The sequence below is a fragment of the Microlunatus ginsengisoli genome (assembly GCF_039537205.1).
GTDB lineage: Bacteria > Actinomycetota > Actinomycetes > Propionibacteriales > Propionibacteriaceae > Microlunatus > Microlunatus ginsengisoli.
In genome coordinates, this window is record NZ_BAABAB010000015.1 from 127,558 (window position 1) to 144,891 (window position 17,334).

General features: G+C 71.9%; 13 protein-coding genes. 8 read left to right on the top strand and 5 right to left on the bottom strand.

From position 1 onward, the window contains the following. The first annotated feature begins 56 nt into the window (after positions 1–56). On the top strand, positions 57–626 hold the full coding sequence (locus tag ABD747_RS11170) for a TIGR03086 family metal-binding protein (protein WP_344804422.1): 570 nt from the start codon (positions 57–59) through the stop codon (positions 624–626). A 235-nt stretch (positions 627–861) separates the two neighbouring features. Here ABD747_RS11170 and ABD747_RS11175 read toward each other — a convergent pair whose 3' ends face one another. After that, the gene (locus ABD747_RS11175; protein WP_344804424.1) at positions 862–2,145 is read right to left on the bottom strand and encodes an alpha-hydroxy-acid oxidizing protein; all 1,284 of its coding nucleotides are present in this window, start codon (positions 2,143–2,145) and stop codon (positions 862–864) included. A gap of 289 nt (positions 2,146–2,434) precedes the next feature. Between ABD747_RS11175 and ABD747_RS11180 the strand changes: the two genes are divergently transcribed. Together ABD747_RS11180 and ABD747_RS11185 are read left to right on the top strand one after the other, a co-directional pair. Beyond that, entirely contained in the window at positions 2,435–3,019 is a 585-nt protein-coding gene (locus ABD747_RS11180) for an arsenate reductase/protein-tyrosine-phosphatase family protein (protein WP_344804426.1), read from the top strand. Positions 3,020–3,244: 225 nt separating this feature from the next. After that, positions 3,245–4,564 (top strand): glycosyltransferase 87 family protein, encoded by a 1,320-nt coding sequence (locus ABD747_RS11185; RefSeq protein WP_344804428.1) that lies wholly within the window; start codon positions 3,245–3,247, stop codon positions 4,562–4,564. A gap of 131 nt (positions 4,565–4,695) precedes the next feature. On the opposite strand, the gene ABD747_RS11190 is transcribed toward ABD747_RS11185, so the two are convergent. Then, entirely contained in the window at positions 4,696–5,574 is an 879-nt protein-coding gene (locus ABD747_RS11190) for an LLM class flavin-dependent oxidoreductase (RefSeq protein ID WP_344804430.1), read from the bottom strand. A gap of 321 nt (positions 5,575–5,895) precedes the next feature. On the opposite strand from ABD747_RS11190, the gene ABD747_RS11195 reads away from it, so the two are divergent. Beyond that, the gene (locus tag ABD747_RS11195; protein ID WP_344804432.1) at positions 5,896–7,425 is read left to right on the top strand and encodes an ATP-dependent DNA ligase; all 1,530 of its coding nucleotides are present in this window, start codon (positions 5,896–5,898) and stop codon (positions 7,423–7,425) included. On the opposite strand, the gene ABD747_RS11200 is transcribed toward ABD747_RS11195, so the two are convergent. Both ABD747_RS11200 and ABD747_RS11205 read right to left on the bottom strand, forming a co-directional pair. Continuing rightward, the gene (locus ABD747_RS11200) at positions 7,403–8,833 is read right to left on the bottom strand and encodes an FAD-dependent oxidoreductase (RefSeq protein ID WP_344804434.1); all 1,431 of its coding nucleotides are present in this window, start codon (positions 8,831–8,833) and stop codon (positions 7,403–7,405) included. The two genes, ABD747_RS11195 and ABD747_RS11200, sit on opposite strands and share 23 nt — an antisense overlap. Before the next feature lie 308 nt (positions 8,834–9,141). Then, positions 9,142–11,922 (bottom strand): PEP/pyruvate-binding domain-containing protein, encoded by a 2,781-nt coding sequence (locus tag ABD747_RS11205; RefSeq protein WP_344804436.1) that lies wholly within the window; start codon positions 11,920–11,922, stop codon positions 9,142–9,144. Between the two features lie 76 nt (positions 11,923–11,998). On the opposite strand from ABD747_RS11205, the gene ABD747_RS11210 reads away from it, so the two are divergent. Beyond that, entirely contained in the window at positions 11,999–12,751 is a 753-nt protein-coding gene (locus ABD747_RS11210; protein WP_344804438.1) for a Type 1 glutamine amidotransferase-like domain-containing protein, read from the top strand. Positions 12,752–12,920: 169 nt separating this feature from the next. Here ABD747_RS11210 and ABD747_RS11215 read toward each other — a convergent pair whose 3' ends face one another. Continuing rightward, positions 12,921–13,520 (bottom strand): superoxide dismutase, encoded by a 600-nt coding sequence (locus tag ABD747_RS11215; protein WP_344804440.1) that lies wholly within the window; start codon positions 13,518–13,520, stop codon positions 12,921–12,923. A 246-nt stretch (positions 13,521–13,766) separates the two neighbouring features. On the opposite strand from ABD747_RS11215, the gene glpK reads away from it, so the two are divergent. From glpK to ABD747_RS11230, 3 genes are all read left to right on the top strand, one after another. Next, positions 13,767–15,281, top strand: coding sequence for a glycerol kinase GlpK (gene glpK, locus ABD747_RS11220; RefSeq protein WP_344804442.1), 1,515 nt, complete (start codon positions 13,767–13,769; stop codon positions 15,279–15,281). A 143-nt stretch (positions 15,282–15,424) separates the two neighbouring features. Beyond that, entirely contained in the window at positions 15,425–16,585 is a 1,161-nt protein-coding gene (locus ABD747_RS11225) for a sensor histidine kinase (protein ID WP_344804445.1), read from the top strand. After that, positions 16,582–17,250 (top strand): response regulator transcription factor, encoded by a 669-nt coding sequence (locus ABD747_RS11230; protein ID WP_344804447.1) that lies wholly within the window; start codon positions 16,582–16,584, stop codon positions 17,248–17,250. The genes ABD747_RS11225 and ABD747_RS11230 overlap by 4 nt, the downstream gene beginning before the upstream one ends. The last annotated feature ends 84 nt before the right edge of the window (positions 17,251–17,334 follow it).

The following is a 17,334-nucleotide window of genomic DNA, read 5'->3' on the forward strand; positions in this document are numbered from 1 at the left end:
CGTGAGGGGAGTGTCGGCGAGATGCTGGTCTCACGAGGCGGAGGAAGGGAACGGGCATGGATGTGGGTGAGACGTATCGGCGCAGTGTCGAGGGCTGGCTCGCGGTCGCGGCGCGGGTGAGCGACTGGACGGCCCCGACGCCGTGCAGCGACTGGACCGTTCGGGAACTGGTGAACCACGTGGTGGGTGAGGACCGGTGGACCCGACCGCTGGTCGAGGGCCAGACCATCGCCGAGGTCGGCGACTCGCTGTCGGGCGACCTGCTGGGCGAGGATCTGGGCGGCGCGGTGCTGGCCGCCGCCGCTGAGGCGCTCGGCAGCGTGCAGGAACGGCTCGAGGGTGGCGGCATCGTCCACCTGTCCTACGGCGACGAGGATCTGGCCGAGTATGTCCGCCAGCTGACGGCCGACCACCTGGTGCACGGCTGGGACCTGGCGGCCGCGAGCGGCCAGGACCGCACCCTCGACGCCGATGTCGTTGCCGAGGTCGCCGCCTGGTACGCCGATCGCGAGGCGCTGTATCGGGGCGCCGGCATCGTCGCCGAGCGTCCCGCTGGGGTCACCTCGTCCGGCCCTCAAGACGACCTGCTGCTCGCGTTCGGTCGCGAGCCCGACTGGTCCGCCTGACCGCGGCCGAGTCGTCGCGTCCCCGCGTCGCTGCGTCCCCGCGTCCCCGAGTCGCCGCGTTCGCGCCGGACCGCCCCCTGCTCGGAAAGTGTGCGGCTGTTGCAGTGCGCGTCGGCGTGTCGCTGTCACAGCCGCACAGTTTCCGGCTCGGTGGCCGGGGGTGGGACGGCGCGGGTCCGGGTGTGGGGCGGACCGGTGCGGCAGCGGGGCGAGCCTGCGCAGGCGGAGAGTCGGGTCAGGGTCGGGTGGGGACGAGGACATCCGGGGTGATCGAGGCGAGGTCGGGCACGCCGACCAGGCCCATGGTGAGGTCGAGCTCCGCGATCACGTTCTCGATCACCTGACGGACGCCGTCCGCGCCGGCCAGGGCCAGGCCGTAGAGGTGCGGGCGGCCGAGCAGGCAGGCGTCCGCGCCGAGGGCGAGCGCGACGAACACGTCGGCCCCCGTCCGGATCCCACTGTCCAACAGCACGGTGGGCTCGGGGCCGATGGCGGCCCGGACCGCGACCAGCGCGTCCAGCGAGGCGATCGCGTTGTCGACCTGACGGCCGCCGTGGTTGGACACCACGATCCCGTCGACGCCCAGATCGAGTGCCCGCCGGGCGTCGTCGGGATGCAGGATTCCCTTCAGCAGGATCGGCAGCGACGTCCGGCCCCGCAGCGTCGCGAGGTGGTCCCAGCTCAGCCCGGGGTTGGAGTAGATGTCGAGGAACGTCTCGACGCTGGCCCGCGGCACGGGTGACCTCAGGTTGTCCAGGAACCGGCCCGGATGGGCCCTCGACATGGCCAGCAAAGTACGGATCGCGCCCAGCGTCACCGTGGTCGGCGGCCTGCCGGTGGGTGCGGCGATCCGCTCCGCCACGAGGTCGGCGAACCGCCGGTCCGAGGTGTATTGGGCGATCCCCTCACCGCGGGCGAACGGCAGCGAGCCGAGATCGAGGTCCTGGGTCCGCCAGCCCAGCATCGTCGTGTCCAGGGTGACCACGAGCGCGCGGGCGCCGCAGGCCTCGGCCCGGCCGATCATCGAGTCGACCAGATCCTCGTCGGTCGACCAGTACAGCTGGTACCAGAACGGAGTGTCGCCCATCGCCCTGGCGGTGTGCTCCATCGGGTCGCCGCCCTGGTTCGAGAACACGTACGCGGTCTCCGCGGCTGCCGCGCCGGTGGCGATCGCGACGTCGCTGTTCGGCCGGATCAGTCCGGCGGCACCGACCGGAGCGAGCAGCAGTGGGGCGCGGAGGTGGGTGCCCGCGACCGTGGTGGACAGGTCGCGCGCGGTCACCCCGTGCAGCATCCGCGGGACGATCCGCCAGCGGCCGAACGCCTCCCGATTGCTCCGCATGGTCTCGCCGCGTCCGGCGCCTCCACCGACGTACGCCCTGGCGCGGGCGCTCATCGCCCGTCGGGCACGGCGCTCCAGTCGCTCGGGGTCGGTCGGCACCGACGGTCGGCGCCCGAGTACGCCGGCGCGGTAGATCGCATTCTGCCGCATCCGTCCTGGGCCCCCGCCCGAACTCACGTTTGGCAGCGTACGACCGACCTGGCGTCGGCGAAAGTGGTGCGAACGACATCGTTGCGGTCCGAACGATGCCCGGGATCCCTAATTAAGTCCCTCCAGTGCACCGCAAGGGTGCTCGAACCGGCCTCGGGGCCCCACTGCGGGGACGAAATCAGGGGACCGGTGGAGCGCCCGGGCGACGGCGACGCAGGTAACGGTCGGAAACCGATGAAATGCGAGCGGGCGTGGGGCCGGTCAGGGTCGGCTAACCTGACGTCTTGGAGTCCTCGCACCGACCTCGGGGGAGCGCGTGTCGGCCACGATCGACTGCACCGTCTTGTGCATCTGCACGGGCAACATCTGCCGCTCGCCCGCGGCCGAGCGGTTGCTCGCGGCCCGGCTCGGGCCGACGGTCCGGGTGAGCTCGGCCGGGACCCGCGCGATCGTCGGTTGGTCGATCGCGGGTCCGATGGTCGCCCGTCTGCGCCAGGCCGGGCTCCCGACGGTCCGGTTCGCTGCCCGGCAGCTCCAGGCGTCGATGGTCGCCGAGGCGGATCTGGTCCTCGCGATGTCGCGTGGTCACCGGGCCGAGGCGGTCCGGCTCGCTCCCGAGACGGCCGAGCGCAGCTTCACTCTGCTCGAGTTCGCCCGGCTGATCGAACTGCTACGGCCCGAGGACCTGCCCGGCGACACTCCGGGCGAGCGCCTCCGGTCCGCCGTACCCGTGGTCGACCGGATGCGCCGTGCCGTGCGTGGGCGGGACGACATCGCGGATCCGTTCGGTGGGTCGAGCCGCGCCTACCAGCGGGCGTACGTCGAGATCGATCGCGCCGTCACCGCGATCTGCGTCGCCGTGGGGGCAGCGGTGCCCACTCCCGAGATCACCTGGGACTGAGGGTGGCCGGCCGGCTAGGGCGTTCGTCACGACGACGGTTGCTCCCTCGTCGCCGCAGAGCCGTCTAATGCCCGCTCAGCATGATCATCTCGGATCGACGACGGCGCAACCGTCGTCGCTGCCTCGTCCGCCCACGGCCCGGGCACAGGGAACGCATAGCGTGGCTGGGCAGGCTGAGACCGGATCGGCGCAGCGCCGCTTCTTCTCGACCACCGAAGGACTGCCATGCCGACTTCCAGCGCCACCGAGGCGTCCTCGGCCCCGGCGGGCACGCGGTCGCAGTCGCGACTGCTGACTCCGCAGTCGCTCGTGCTGGCGGCCCTGGTCAGCGGTGCCTTGCTGCTGCGCTGGTCGTTGTTCGACGTCGTCAGTGCCGACTACCGGATCTTCTTGTCGAACTGGTACGCCCATCTCGCCCAGGCGGGCGGCCTCGCCGGGTTGGGCGACGAGTTCTCCAACTACGACACCCCGTATCTCGCGCTGCTGGCCCTGCTGACCTATCTGCCCGTCGACCCGCTGGTCGGGATCAAGGCGATCTCGGTGGCCTTCGACCTCGTGCTGGCGTTCTTCTCCTACCGGATCGTTCGGGTGGTCCGACCGGAGTCGGCCTGGCTACCGACCGTGATCACCGGCATCGTGCTGTTCCTGCCGACCGCGGTGATGAACGGCAGCGCCTGGGCCCAGTGCGACTCGATCTATGCCTCGATGGTCTTGGGGAGCCTGTACTTCCTGATCAACCGGCGACCGTGGCGGGCCGCGATCTTCTTCGGCATCGCGTTCGCGTTCAAGCTGCAGGCCGTGTTCTTCCTGCCGGTGCTGGTGTTGGTCCTCGTGCTCAACCGGCACAAGCTCCGCACTCTGCTGGGCGCCCCGGCAGCGTTCGCAGCGCTGCTGATCCCCGCACTGGTGGCGGGCCGCAGCCTGCTCAGCCAGCTCGCGGTGTATCCGGGCCAGATCAGCGGTAGCTCGGGTGCCGGCGGAATCGGTGCCGCAGGGCCCGCCGGCGGCAACCTCGTAGGCGGGGGCGGGGGTTCGCACGGAGGCGGCGCCGGCGGTGGCGGCTTCGGCGGCGCCGACGCGGTCGGCACCGGACACGCGTTCACCGCCAACGCCCCGACGCCGTACGCCTGGCTTCCCGCCGACGCCGGCGAGATCTGGAAGTACGTCGGGCTCGGCCTCGCCGCGGCCGTCGCGCTCGCCTTCGGAGTCTGGCTGCTCCGCCGGCGGCGCCCGCTTGCCGCGGGCCAGGTGCTGCTGGTGGCGGCGACCGCGACCATGGTCGTCCCATGGCTGCTGCCGGAGATGCACGAACGCTACTTCTACCTGGCCGAGGTGCTGCTGGTGCTGGCGATTGCGGTCGATCGGCGGATGATCCTGCCGGCGGCCGCGATCCAGATCGCCAGCACGATCACGTACCTGAGCTATCTGCGCGGCAGGGACCTGATCTCGCTCGAGCTGACAGCTGTGCTCGGACTGGTCGCGGCCGCGGCCGCCGCCGTGGTGCTGGTGGTCCGCTTGCGCAGCGACGACCGCGCCACCCCCTGACCTCATCCTCGGATCCCGTACGGCGATTCGGATCCGTTGCAGGGGATCCGGGTCGCAGCAGGGGATCCGACGATTCGGTGGCGGCTGGGCCGGCCAGGCGCGTCGCGGTCGTGCCTGCGAAGCCCGCAGACTCACCCGCCGAGCAGTGGCCGGACCTCCGTACCGAGGAACCGGGCCAGGCCAAGAAGGTCGGGCTCGTCCGCGGTCGGCTGGATGGCAACGCTGGTCACCCCGAGCTCGGCGACTCGACGGAGCTGGGCGGCCACCGACTCGGCGTCTCCGGCAGCGCTGAAGCCGGGCTCGCCGTCCGGCGTCCAGCGGGCCAGCTCGGCGTCGACCCGTTCCCGCGCACCCGGCCCGGTGGACGCGATCAGCGCACCGACGATCTCGTGCCGACGGCCGGGCGCGGCCTGGTCGAGAACCGTCCGGGCGGCGGTGATCTGCTCCGCGCTGCGGGCCGCGCTGAGCAGGAACACATCGCCCAGCTCACCGGCAACCGCGACGGATTTCGGCCCGTCCGCGCCGATCGCAAGCGGGACGTGGGCCTCCGGCGGCCAGTCGAGCCGGACCCGGTCCAGCCGTACATAGCGGCCCTCGGTGGTCACTTCTTCGCCGGCGAGCAGTCTGCGTAATGCCGTCGCGTATTCCCGGAGGAGGGTCAGCGGAGAGGACGCCCGGACCCCGGCCTGGCCCATCCAGTCCTGCACCCCGTGACCGATGCCGGGGATCAGCCGGCCGGGAAACAGCCGTTCGAGCGTCGCGATTTCCATCGCCGCGAGGCCGACGTTGCGCAGCGGGGTCGGCATCAGCCCGATCCCGATCCGGATCCGTCGGGTCCAGGCGAGCGCCGCGCCGGCCGCCGCCACCCCGCTCTGCTTGAAACAGTCCTCCCAGACCCACAGCTCGTCCAGGCCGCTGTCGTCGGCGGCGAGAGCGAGTTCGCGCAGCTCCTCCGGAGGGCGGTAGGGGACGTAGGTGATACCCAGGCGCGGCGTCGGTGCGGTCGTCATGTCCCCATGCTGGCGGAGGCCACCGACAAGTCCGCGCGTCGGGGCCGGACCGGGCCGGCGCAGGTCAGCGGGCCAGTGACCAGCCGCCGCCGATCACGTGTCCGAACTGAGACTCGATTCGCATGCAGCCCAGCGTCGTCGCAATGCCGCTTCGAATCGTCGGCCTGCAGGACGAGTTTCGACGTACGTCGAGAGGATGATGCCCGCCGAAACCGGGTGGTGCTTCGCGGACGAACTGGCCGCGTGCTCGATCGGTTCTGCCCGCAGAACCGATTCTGTCGGTGCCGGCGGATAGCCTCCGGATGAGCGGGAAGGGGGTTGATGGTGCTGCTGGAGCGACTGGCCGAGACCTCGCGCGCGGTGGCCGGGATTCGATCGCGGAACGCGAAGCGAGACCTGCTCGCCGACGCGCTTGCCGAGGCGGGCCCGGACGACATCGAGATCGTGGTCAGCTATCTGGGCGGCAGCTTGCGGCAGCGCCGAACCGGCGTCGGCTGGCGCTCGTTGCAGGACCTGCCGCCACCGGCGGAGCGGGCCGGCCTCGAGGTGGTCGAGGTGGACGCGGCCTTCGAGGCGATGGCGGGTCTGTCCGGTGCCGGCTCCGCGGCCGCGCGGACCTCGGCCGTGACTGCCTTGTTCGCTCGGGCGACCAGGCCGGAGCAGGAGTTCCTGGCGGCGCTGGTGTTCGGCGAACTCCGTCAGGGCGCGCTGGACGCGCTCGTGCAGGAGGGGCTGGCGAAGGCGTACGAGGTGCCGGCGGCCACCGTCCGGCGCGCGGCGATGCTGCTGTCGTCCACTACGGCCGCGGCCCGGATCCTGCTCGCCGAGGGCGCTGCCGGACTGGACGCGGTCGGGCTCAGCGTCGGCACGGGGGTTCAGCCGATGCTCGCGGCGAGCGCCCAGACGCCCGCGGAGGCGCTGACCAGGACCGGTTTGCCGGCCGTGGTCGACCACAAGCTGGACGGGATCCGGATCCAGGTGCATCGCGACGGCGACGCGGTGCGGGTCTTCACCCGGTCGCTGGACGAGATCACCGAGCGGCTGCCGGAGGTCGTCGCCGCCGTCCGCTCGTTGCCGGCGCGGCGACTGGTGCTGGACGGCGAGGTGCTCGCGGTCCGGGCCGACGGCCGGCCGGAGAAATTCCAGGTGATCGCGTCCCGGACGGCGACCAGCGCCGACGTGCCGGCTGTGTCGGAGGCGATGCCGCTCCGGCCGTTCTTCTTCGACCTGCTGCACGTCGACGGACGGGACCTGTTGACCGTGCCGCTGAGCCAGCGGATCGCCGAGATGAGCGCCCGGCTGCCGCCGGAACTGGTCGTGCCGCGCGCGGTGACGAGCACGGAGGCGGAGGCGGAGGAGGTCTTCGCGGCCGCTGTCCGGGACGGTTACGAGGGCGTGGTGGTGAAGGCGCTGACCAGCGGCTATGCGGCCGGGCGGCGCGATCCGGCCTGGGTGAAGGTAAAGCCGCGGCACACCTTCGATCTGGTGGTGACCGCGGTCGAGTGGGGCCACGGCCGGCGGCAGGGGTGGCTGTCGAACCTGCATCTCGCGGCGCCGGACGCCGAATCCGGTGAGCTGGTCATGCTCGGCAAGACGTTCAAGGGGATGACCGACGAGATGCTGGCGTGGCAGACGAAGGAGTTCCTCGCGCTGGAGCAGCGGCGGACCGCCCATGTGGTGTACGTCCGGCCGAGCATGGTGGTCGAGATCGCCTGCGACGGCCTGCAGAACTCGGTGCGCTACCCGGGTGGTGTCGCGCTGCGTTTCGCGCGGGTACTGCGCTATCGACCGGACAAGCCGGCGACCGAGGCCGACACCCTGCAGACCGTCAAGGCGTTGGCGGTGGGTTGACCGATGGGAACGATCCCGGTCCGGTCGACTCGGACACCGACTCCGCTGGCACCACGGCGTCGAGGACCGCCGGCCGGGCGGCCGCAGCCGGAACACCGGCGACCAGCGAACGGAGGACCGTGCCGACGATGCGTGGCCGGAAGAGAGCCGTGCCGGGCGCCATCAGGTGATAGACGCTGTTCAGCGTCCGCCGGCACGAGGCGTCGCCGCCCGCGGCGAGCCGGTTGACCCGTTGCGTCCATCGATACATCAGCCGCTGGGCGGCGGTCTGGTCCTGCTCGCAACTGGGATAGAGCACGTCCTGTCCGGTCGCGATCGACCACGGCAGGTCGGCGACCCGAGCGAGCCTGGCCTGGACCCGCGCGGTCGTCCGGGCGTCGAGCGGCGTCCGCAATCGAGGCGTGAGCAACTCTGCCTGGCAGGCGGCAACTGTGATGCCCTGGCCGTAGACGGGGTTGAACGCGGTCAACGCGTCGCCGACCACGAGCAGACCGGCCGGCCAGTTCCGCGCCTTGTCGTAGCCGTGCCGGCGATTGCCGGTCTGCCGGTGGATCCGGACGTCCCCGACCGGTTCGAGCATCGCGGCCAGGTCGGCCACCGCCGGGTCACACAGGGCGCGCAGATAACCCTGGAACTCGGCCGAGTCCCGGCTCGGCCGGCGTGCGCCGAAGCCTGCGCCACAGATCAGCCACTCGTCGTTCTCCACCGGAAGGGCCAGCGCTCCGGTCTCGCTCTCCGGGGTCGCGCCGATGAGGATGCCGACGTCGAGTGGCCGGGCGCCGCGGGAGCGGTAGCGACGGGTCGCGTAGCCCAACTTTGCCTCGATCGTCGTCGGCTCGGGCACCTCGATGCCGAGATCGGCCAGCCAGTGCGGCAGCCGGGAGCTTCGTCCCGCGGCGTCGATCACGGTGTCCGCAGCGAGCTCCGGGCCGTCCGCCAGCCGGAGCCGCCAGCGGCCGTCGGCCGGGGCGAGCCCGTGCACCCGGGCCTGCGTGCGAAGTTCGACGCCGGGCAGCGCCAGCACGCGTCGCCGGACCAGGAGCTCGAGCAGCGGCCGGCTGAGCGACACGAATTCCTGCAGTCCTGGTCCGGTCGGTAGCCAGCCGTCCGGGCTCAGCCAGGCCATGTCGCCGCTGTCGATCGGGACGCCGCCCGCGGCGACCAGCTCGTCCCTCAGCCCGGGCAGCAGGCCTTCGATGGCCTCGAGGCCGCGGTGCAGGAGCACGTGCGGCTGGCCGCCCTGCGGCACCCCGGGCCGCTCGGTGGTGTCCTCGCTCAGCGCGTCGCGTTCGAGCAGGACCACTCGGGCGCCGGCGCGATTCGCGGCCGCGGCAGCGAACAGACCGGCGAAGCTCGCGCCGATGACGGCGACCTCAGGGCTGGTCGGCGGCTTGTCGGGGACGGTCACTCCTCTATTGTCCGTGTGCCGCCAGATCGCCCCGCGCCGCCTCGCTGCCCACACCTCGCTGCCCGTACGTCGCGGCCGGCACCGTGACCGCCCGGCACGTCGCCGCCCGGCACGTCGCCGCCCGGCACGTCGGCGTCCGCGCGTCGCGGTACGCACGTCGCGGCCTGACGCGTCGCCGCCTGGCGCGTCGCTGTCCGCGCGTCGCGGCCTCGGCACGTCACAGCCCGCACGTCACAGCCCGACGTCACCGCCCGCACGTCGCCACCCGGTCGTCCGACCCGTCCAGCCGTGCCCGGTCGTCCGACCCGTCAGCCGTGCCGCGTGGCGGCGCGCGCCCGCTTGGCCGGGTCGGCCCGCCGGCGGCGCCGGACCAGCACGGCGGTGCCGGCGGCGAGCACCCCGCCGGCGGCCAGCGCGATCGCCAGCTTGCGGTGCGAACCGTCGGTCTCGGCCGGCGCGGGCGGCTGGTCGGGATCCCCGGGCAGGATCACCTTGCCCGCGTCCCCGTCGACCGTGACGGTCGAACCGTCGACGATCCGGCGGGTCGCGACGTTCGTACCGAGCACGGCCGGGATGCCGTACTCGCGGGCGACGATCGAGGAGTGGCTCAGCGGTCCGCCGATGTCGGTCACCACGGCGGACGCCCGGGCGAAGAGCGAGGTCCAGGCGGGAGTCGTGATGCTGGCCACCAGCACGTCGCCTGGCTCGAGCCGGCCGAAGTCCTCCGGCCCGCCCAGCACCCGGGCGGTCGCCGTCACCTTGCCGGCGCTGCCGCCGATGCCGGTCAGCACGTTGCCGGTCTGCTCCTGGGTGGTGGCGGGCAGCCAGTTCTCCATCCAGTCCATCCAGGTGCCCTTCGGCAACCACTGCGGCGGCGTCGCCCGGCGCCGTCCCCGCCAGAGCTCCTTGCGTTGCTCGATCTCGGCGCCCATCGGGTCCGGCAGCTTCTCCGCCGGCGTGAGCGCGGCCACCAGCTCGTCCCAGTGAAGCCAGAACACGGCGCCCGGGTCGTCGATCACCCCGCTCGCCACGGCGCGCACGCCCAGTTCGTGCAGGACCCGGCGCAGCACCGGCCAGGCCAGCCCGATGTCGGCGAGGGCGTCCTCGCGGATCGGTGCGGCCGTCTGGGCCCAGCCGATGAGACGGTCGAACAAGGCGAGCCGGGCCGGGTCGAGCCGCTCGCGGACCGTGCGGACCGCCTGCTCGCGTCGTTCGGCCAGCCGGGCCTGACGGTCGTACGGACTCTGCCCGCCACCGCGCAGATAGAACCGGACGGTGTCCAGCAACGGTCCCGGATCGTCCGCGGCGACCGGGTTGGCGAAGTCCATGTTGTAGACGGCGTGCCCATAGTGGTCCAGATGGGCGGCGAACCGGTCCGCGAACTCCTCCCGGACCGAGCTCTCGTCCCGCTCGTCGCCGGCCTGCTCCCCGGACTCGTCGGCGGCATCCGCACCGAGTCGAGCCAGCAGCTCGTCGTTGTCCGAGGCGAGCACCGTCGCCCGCAGTTCCGGATGGCCGGCGACCCACTGAGCGAGGTCGTAGAGGGACTTCTCGGCGCGGATCGGCTCGCTGTCGAAGCCGAGCACGAACGTCTCGGCAGACGGGTCGCCGTGGCGTCGGATCAGCGTCTCGTAGAACCTGGTCAGGATGGTTTCGCTGGAGGCCGCGACGGGGATCACCGTCTGCACCGCGGTGTAGTACTCGGTGCCGGCGTCCAGCAGCTCACGGACTCCGGACAGCAGCTCCGGCGAGCTCAGCTCGGCCAGCGGGCGCGGCGACCAAGAGTCGACGATCCGGCGGTACTTGGGGTGCGACCTCGTGCGCCACCTGTTGATCCCGCTGCGTGGGCCGTCGATGCTGAGCACGCCGAACACCCGCGGCGTGACCGCGAACATCCGCCGCATCGCCCCCGAGTCGTACGCGTAGTAGGCGTAGCCGTTGATCGTCGGCAGGCCGACGTCGCCCGGCCGGACCGGATTGCGGCCCAGTAGCTCGCCGAACAGATCCTGGAGCGAGCGGGCCACCGAGCCGTCGATCAGGTCGGCGAACAGCGGGGTCAGCGGATCGGGCAGCTGCTCGGTGATGCTGGCCCGGACATAGAGGGTGTGCTCCTTCGGCGGTAACCACTCGGTGGGCGGGTCGGCCTCGGGCAGCGGCAGGGCCGTGATCGGTCGGGACTGGAGCACGAAGAACTCATCCCCGCTGCGGGCCCACTCGATGTCCTGCGGCACCCCGAAGTGGGCGGCGATGGTCCCGCCGACCCGGGCGAGCTCGAGCGCGGCCGCATCGTCCAGCACGCGGGCGCGGCGGCGCTCCGCGGGCACCGGCCGCTCCTGGGTTCCGGTCGGGGTCCGGACCGTCTGCACCGTCTTGTCGGCGACCTCGCTGGCGAGCACCCGCCCGCCGGCGGTGTCGACGGTGATCTGGTCGGTGTTCACCAGGCCGCTGACCACCGCCTCGCCGAGTCCCCAGGCTGCGCTGATGAGCGTCTGGTTGCGGCGGCCGTTGGCCGGGTTCGCGGTGAACATCACCCCGGCGGCATCGGCGTCGACCAGCCGCTGGACCACCACCGCCAGCCGGACCGACGCCGCCTCGATGCCGCGCTGGTCGCGGTAGGCCATTGCCCGCGCGGTCCACAGCGAGGCCCAGCAGCGACGTACGGCGTCCAGCACGGCGTCGTCGCCCTCGACGTTGAGATAGGTGTCCTGCTGACCGGCGAAGCTGGCATCGGCGAGGTCCTCGGCGGTCGCCGACGAGCGGACCGCGACGGGCCCGCGATCGATCCGGGCGTACGCGGCCAACACGGCGCGCCGCAGTTTCGGATCGACGGTGCCCGCGACGAACTGGGCCCGGATCGTCTCCGACGCCCGCCGGTACGCCTCGTCGGACGGCTCGGTCGGCTGCGTGGCCGCGATCACCGCGGCCAGGCCGTTGGCGTCGACGAAGGCCTGATAACTCTCGGTCGTCACCACGAACCCCGGCGGGACCGGCTGTCCCGCCCTGGCCAGCTCACCCAGGTTCGCGGCCTTGCCGCCTACCGCCTCGACGTCGTCCCGGCCGTACGTCTGCAACCGGCCCGTGTACGCCACCGTTCGCCTCCTTGCGCGTGCCAACTTCCTCACGCTATAGCGTGCGCCGAGACGGGTTCGGGCAGGGGAGGCGATCGTGAGCGTGCATCTGGTCGGCGGTGGGCGCACCGCATCGGCGGCTCCGGCGGTCTACGGGCCCTTCCTGGCGGAGGCGGCGATGCTGGCCAGGGCTCGCGGCCGGTCGGTGCCGCAGGTCGCGGTGCTGACGGTCGGTGACGACCCGGACCGCGCGGAGGCCGCGGCGGCAGACCTGGCCGCGTTGCTCGAGCTGGCGGGCCGGGTGGTCACGTCCGTGGTGGTCGCTGCCGCGGGCGAGCGCTTTCCGGCCGACCTGCCCGACGGGGTGGACGCGGTGGTGGTCGGCGGCGGGTCGACGCCGGCCTACCTGCGGGCGGTGGAGCCGGTCCGCGACCTGCTCCGGCAGTACGTCCGGCACGCCGTTCCGTATCTGGGCTACTCGGCGGGAGCCATGATCGCCGCCCGGCGCGCGATCGCCGGTGGTTGGCTGCTCGGGGGGCTGCCGGTCACCGCCGCCGAGAACGGTGAGGGCCTCGATCAGCTGAGCGTCGAGGACGGGCTGGGCCTGGTGCCGGTCTCCGTCGACGTGCACGCCGCCCAGGCAGGCACGCTGACCAGGCTGATCTGCGCGGTGCGCTCGGGTCTGGTCGGCCGGGGTGTCGCGATCGACGAGGACACCGTGTTGATCATGAAGCGAGACGGCGGCGCCGTGGCCGGGGCCGGCCAGGTCTGGTCGGTTGCCGGGGTGGCCGGTGAGGTCGACCTGCGCGTGCTCGGCCCGGGAACGACAATGGCGCCCACCCTCGGGTGAGCGCCACTCGTCAGGGGTGCCGCTGAGCCTGTCGATGAGGGCTGGTGCCCTGAGCCTGTCGATGAGGGCTGGTGCCCTGAGCCTGTCGATGAGGGCTGGTGCCCTGAGCCTGTCGAAGGGCGACGGTGTCCTTCGACAAGCTCAGCGCACGACCGGGGCGGCCGCCGGGTCAGCCGCGGGCGGCGGCGAACTTCTGCTGGGCGTCGGCCCAGTTGACCACGTTCCACCACGCCTTGACGTAGTCGGCCTTGACGTTCTTGTACTGCAGGTAGAACGCGTGCTCCCACATGTCCAGCAGCAGCACCGGGGTCTGCGCCAGGGGCAGATTGCCCTGCTGGTCGTACAGCTGGATGATGTTCAGCCGCTGGCCCAGGGCGTCCCAGGCCAGGATCGCCCAACCGGACCCCTGGATGGTGTTCGCGGTCGCCTCGAAGTGACCGCGGAACTTGTCGAAGTCGCCGAAGAAGTCGTCGATCGCCGCGCCGAGCTCGCCGTCCGGCTTGTCACCGCCGTCGGGAGAGAGGTTCGGCCAGAACGCCGAGTGGTTGACGTGTCCGCCGAGGTTGAACGCGAGGGTCTTCTCCAGCCCCATCACGCTGTCGAACTTGCCGGTCTCCCGGGCTTCTTCCAGCTTGTCCAGGGCGGTGTTGAGGCCGTTGACATAGGTCGCATGGTGCTTGTCGTGATGCAGCTCCATGATCTCGCCGGAGATGTGCGGCGCGAGCGCGCCGTAGTCATAGGGGAGGGGCGGGAGTTCGTACGCTGCCATGAGGGCGGGTCCTCTCGGGATCGATGGATAGTCCTGAACCGAGCGCGAATTTCATCCTACGCGGGGACTTGCGGCCGCCCCACCGGGCCCGACCCGGCACCCCACCCCCTCCCGGAAACTGGCCAGCTGTTGCAGCGACACGCCGGCGCAGACTGCAACAACTGCACACTTTCCGGGTGAGGGCCGGCCGGGTGAGCGACCACTAAGCTCGGCGGCACAGCGGATAACACGATCCAGGAGGCGACGATGCCGGAGTTCGTGGCGGCGATCGACCAGGGCACCACCAGCACCCGGTGCATGATCTTCGACCACGCCGGTCGCGAGGTGAGCCGGCACCAGCTGGAGCACCAGCAGATCATGGAGCGCCCCGGCTGGGTCGAGCACGACCCGGCCGAGATCTGGGTCCGCACGGTCGAGGTCGCGGCGACCGCGCTGGCGTCGGCCGACCTGAAGACCGACGACATCGCCGCGCTCGGCATCACCAACCAGCGCGAGACGACGGTGGTCTGGAACCCGAAGACGGGCAAGCCCTACTACAACGCGATCGTCTGGCAGGACACCCGAACCGACAAGATCGCCGCCGCGCTCGAGCGCGACGGCCACGGCGAGGTCATCCGGGCCAAGGCCGGCCTCCCGCCGGCGACCTACTTCGCGGGCGGCAAGCTCGCCTGGATGCTGGCCGAGGTGGACGGGCTGCGGGCGGCGGCGGAGAAGGGCGAGGCGCTGTTCGGCACGATCGACACCTGGCTGATCTGGAACCTCACCGGCGGCCGCAACGGCGGCCGGCACATCACCGACGTCACCAACGCCAGCCGCACGATGCTGATGAACCTGGAGACGCTGGACTGGGACGACGAGCTGCTCGCGATCTTCGACGTGCCGCGGCAGATGCTACCGGAGATCCGGCCGTCCTCGGATCCCAACCTGTACGGCACTGTCGAGCCCCGGGGCCTGGTGGCCGAGGTCCCGTTGAGTGCGGCGCTCGGCGATCAGCACGCCGCGATGGTCGGCCAGGTCTGCCTGGACAAGGGCGACACCAAGAACACCTACGGCACCGGCAACTTCATGTTGATCAACACCGGCGAGGAGATCGTCCGCTCCGACAACGGGCTGCTGACCGCGGTCTGCTACAAGTTCGGCGACGCGCCGGCGACGTACGCACTGGAGGGTTCGGTAGCGGTCACCGGCTCGGCCGTCCAGTGGCTGCGCGACCAGTTGGGGATCATCTCCGACGCGCGCGAGATCGAGGGTCTGGCCCGAACCGTCGAGGACAACGGCGGCGTCTATTTCGTGCCGGCGTTCTCCGGACTGTTCGCCCCCTACTGGCGCTCCGACGCCCGCGGCATCATCGCGGGGCTGTCCCGGTTCAACAACAAAGGGCACCTGGCGCGGGCGACGCTGGAAGCGATCTGCTACCAGAGCGCCGATGTGGCGAAGGCGATGGAGTCCGACACCGGTCTGGCGCTGGAGTCGTTGAAGGTCGACGGCGGGGTGACCAACGACGAGCTGTGTATGCAGATCCAGGCCGACGTGCTCGGGGTCGACGTGGTCCGGCCGGTGGTGAAGGAGACCACCGCCCTCGGCGCGGCGTACGCCGCGGGACTGGGGGTCGGGTTCTGGAAGAGTCCCGACGAGCTCCGCGAGCACTGGGCGGAGGACCGGCGCTGGACGCCGGAATCCTCGCCGGAGCAGCGCGCCGCCGGTCACGAGAAGTGGCACCGCGCGGTCGAGCGGACCTTCGGCTGGGTCGACGTCGACTGAGACTCGGCGAATCCCTGATTTCGTCCCCTCAGTGCCCGCCCGAGGCTCAGGATCGGCCTCCGAGCGTGCACTGGAGGGACGGAATCAGGGATCTCCGTCGTACGACCGATGTGCCCGCGCCGCCGATCGCCTACGGTCGGCACGTGAGTAGCCAGACTGCCGCAACGCTGCGCAACCGAGCGCGGGAATTGCGACTGGTCCCACCATTGATCGACATCGGGGTCGCCGTGGCCTTCGCCCTGTTCGCGGTGGCGGAGGCGCTGGTCAGCCCGGACGTCCGCTCTCCCGGTCCATTCCTCGCCCTCGCCGGCTTGTCCGCGGTGCTGCTGGCTTGGCGGCGGCGGTTCCCGCTGCTGGTGGCGGTAACGGTGACCGCCGCCAACATCGCGACGAACACCGACGGCGAGCTGTCCACCCTGCTGGCTCTGGTCTTGGTCTGCTTCACGGTCGGGTCCGAGACCGAGCCGCCGCGCAGCTATGTCGGGTTGATCGTGGTGCTCGGCTCGTTCGTCGGGGTGAGCATTCGGGACGGGCTGGAGCCGAGCGATCTGGCCGCCGGGCTCGTCTTCTTCGCCGGTCCCTGGGTCGTCGGCACGGCCGTCCGGTCGCGAGCCAAGCGGGCCGAGGAGGCCGTGGCCCGGGCCGAGCGGCTGGAGGCCGAGCGCGAGGCCGAGAACGCCCGCGCCGCCGCGGAGGAGCGCACCCGGATCGCCCGCGAGCTGCACGACATCGTCGCCCACTCGATCAGCGTGGTGACCATCCAGACCCAGGCCGTACGTCGCCGGCTCGGCCCCGAGCACGCCGCCGAGGCCGCCGACCTGGCGGCGGTGGAGACAACCGCGCGCGAGGCGCTGACCGAGATGCGCCGGCTCTTCGGGGTGCTCCGCAGCGACGGCGAGTCGCTGTCCCTGGCGCCCCAGCCCGGTCTCGCGGATCTGGACCGGATGGTCGCCCAGGCGGGCTCGGACCAGTTGCGCGTCGATCTTCGGGTGGAGGGTGAGCCGGTCGAGCTGCCGCCCGGTTTGGACCTGGCCGCGTACCGGATCGTGCAGGAGGGGCTGACCAACGCCATCCGGCACTCCCGCGCCGGCGCGGTCGAGGTCCGGCTGAGCTACGGGCCTCACCGGCTCGACCTCGCCGTCACCGACGATGGCCGCGGACCCGGCCGGGCGTCCGCTGGCGGTCACGGGCTGATTGGCGTGCGCGAACGGGTGGCGCTCTACGGCGGGACCGTCGAGCTGGCCGCCGCTCCGGGTGGCGGTGCCCGTCTCGCGGCCAGCCTGCCGGTGCCGGGTGCCCCATGATCACGCTGGTGATCGCGGACGACCAGGGGATGGTCCGGGCCGGGTTCCGCTCGCTGCTGTCGGCCGAGCCGGACCTGTCCGTGGTGGGCGAGGCGGCCGACGGCGAGGAGGCGGTCGCCGTGGTCTCCCGGCTGGTGCCCGACGTGACCCTGATGGACATCCGGATGCCGCGGCTCGACGGTCTGGCCGCGACCCGCCGGCTGCTCGAGACCGGGGTAGCCACCAAGGTGCTGGTGCTGACCACGTTCGACCTCGACGAGTACGTGTTCGAGGCCCTGCGTGCGGGCGCGTCCGGCTTCCTGCTCAAGGACGCCCCTGCGGAGGAACTCGCGGCCGGGATCCGGGTGGTGGCCGCGGGCGACGCCCTGCTGGCGCCGGGCGTGACCCGCCGGGTGATCGACGCGTTCGTGGCCCGGCCGGGTGCGGGCGGCGCCCACTCGGCGCCCGATCGCCGGCTGGCCACCCTCACCGCGCGCGAGCTGGAGGTGCTCGGCCTGCTGGCTCGCGGCCTGTCCAACCTCGACATCGCGGCGCGCCTGTTCGTCTCGGAGGGGACGACCAAGACCCACGTCAGCAACGTGCTGGCCAAGCTCGGCCTGCGCGATCGGGTGCAAGCGGTGATCTTCGCCTACGAGAACGGCGTGGTCGTCCCCGGCGCGAACTGATCCCGACCCGGGTTGGCTCCCGCAGGCACGCGATCCCCGACGGGGCCCGCCCCGCCCGGATCCGATCCCCTCCCCGGAAAGTGT

Coding starts and splice junctions, on each gene's coding strand:
- ABD747_RS11170 (WP_344804422.1), top strand. CDS start 57: ATGGATGTGGGTGAGACGTATCGGCGCAGTGTCGAGGGCTGGCTCGCG.
- ABD747_RS11185 (WP_344804428.1), top strand. CDS start 3,245: ATGCCGACTTCCAGCGCCACCGAGGCGTCCTCGGCCCCGGCGGGCACG.
- ABD747_RS11190 (WP_344804430.1), bottom strand. CDS start 5,574: ATGACGACCGCACCGACGCCGCGCCTGGGTATCACCTACGTCCCCTAC.
- ABD747_RS11195 (WP_344804432.1), top strand. CDS start 5,896: ATGGTGCTGCTGGAGCGACTGGCCGAGACCTCGCGCGCGGTGGCCGGG.
- ABD747_RS11215 (WP_344804440.1), bottom strand. CDS start 13,520: ATGGCAGCGTACGAACTCCCGCCCCTCCCCTATGACTACGGCGCGCTC.
- glpK (WP_344804442.1), top strand. CDS start 13,767: ATGCCGGAGTTCGTGGCGGCGATCGACCAGGGCACCACCAGCACCCGG.
- ABD747_RS11230 (WP_344804447.1), top strand. CDS start 16,582: ATGATCACGCTGGTGATCGCGGACGACCAGGGGATGGTCCGGGCCGGG.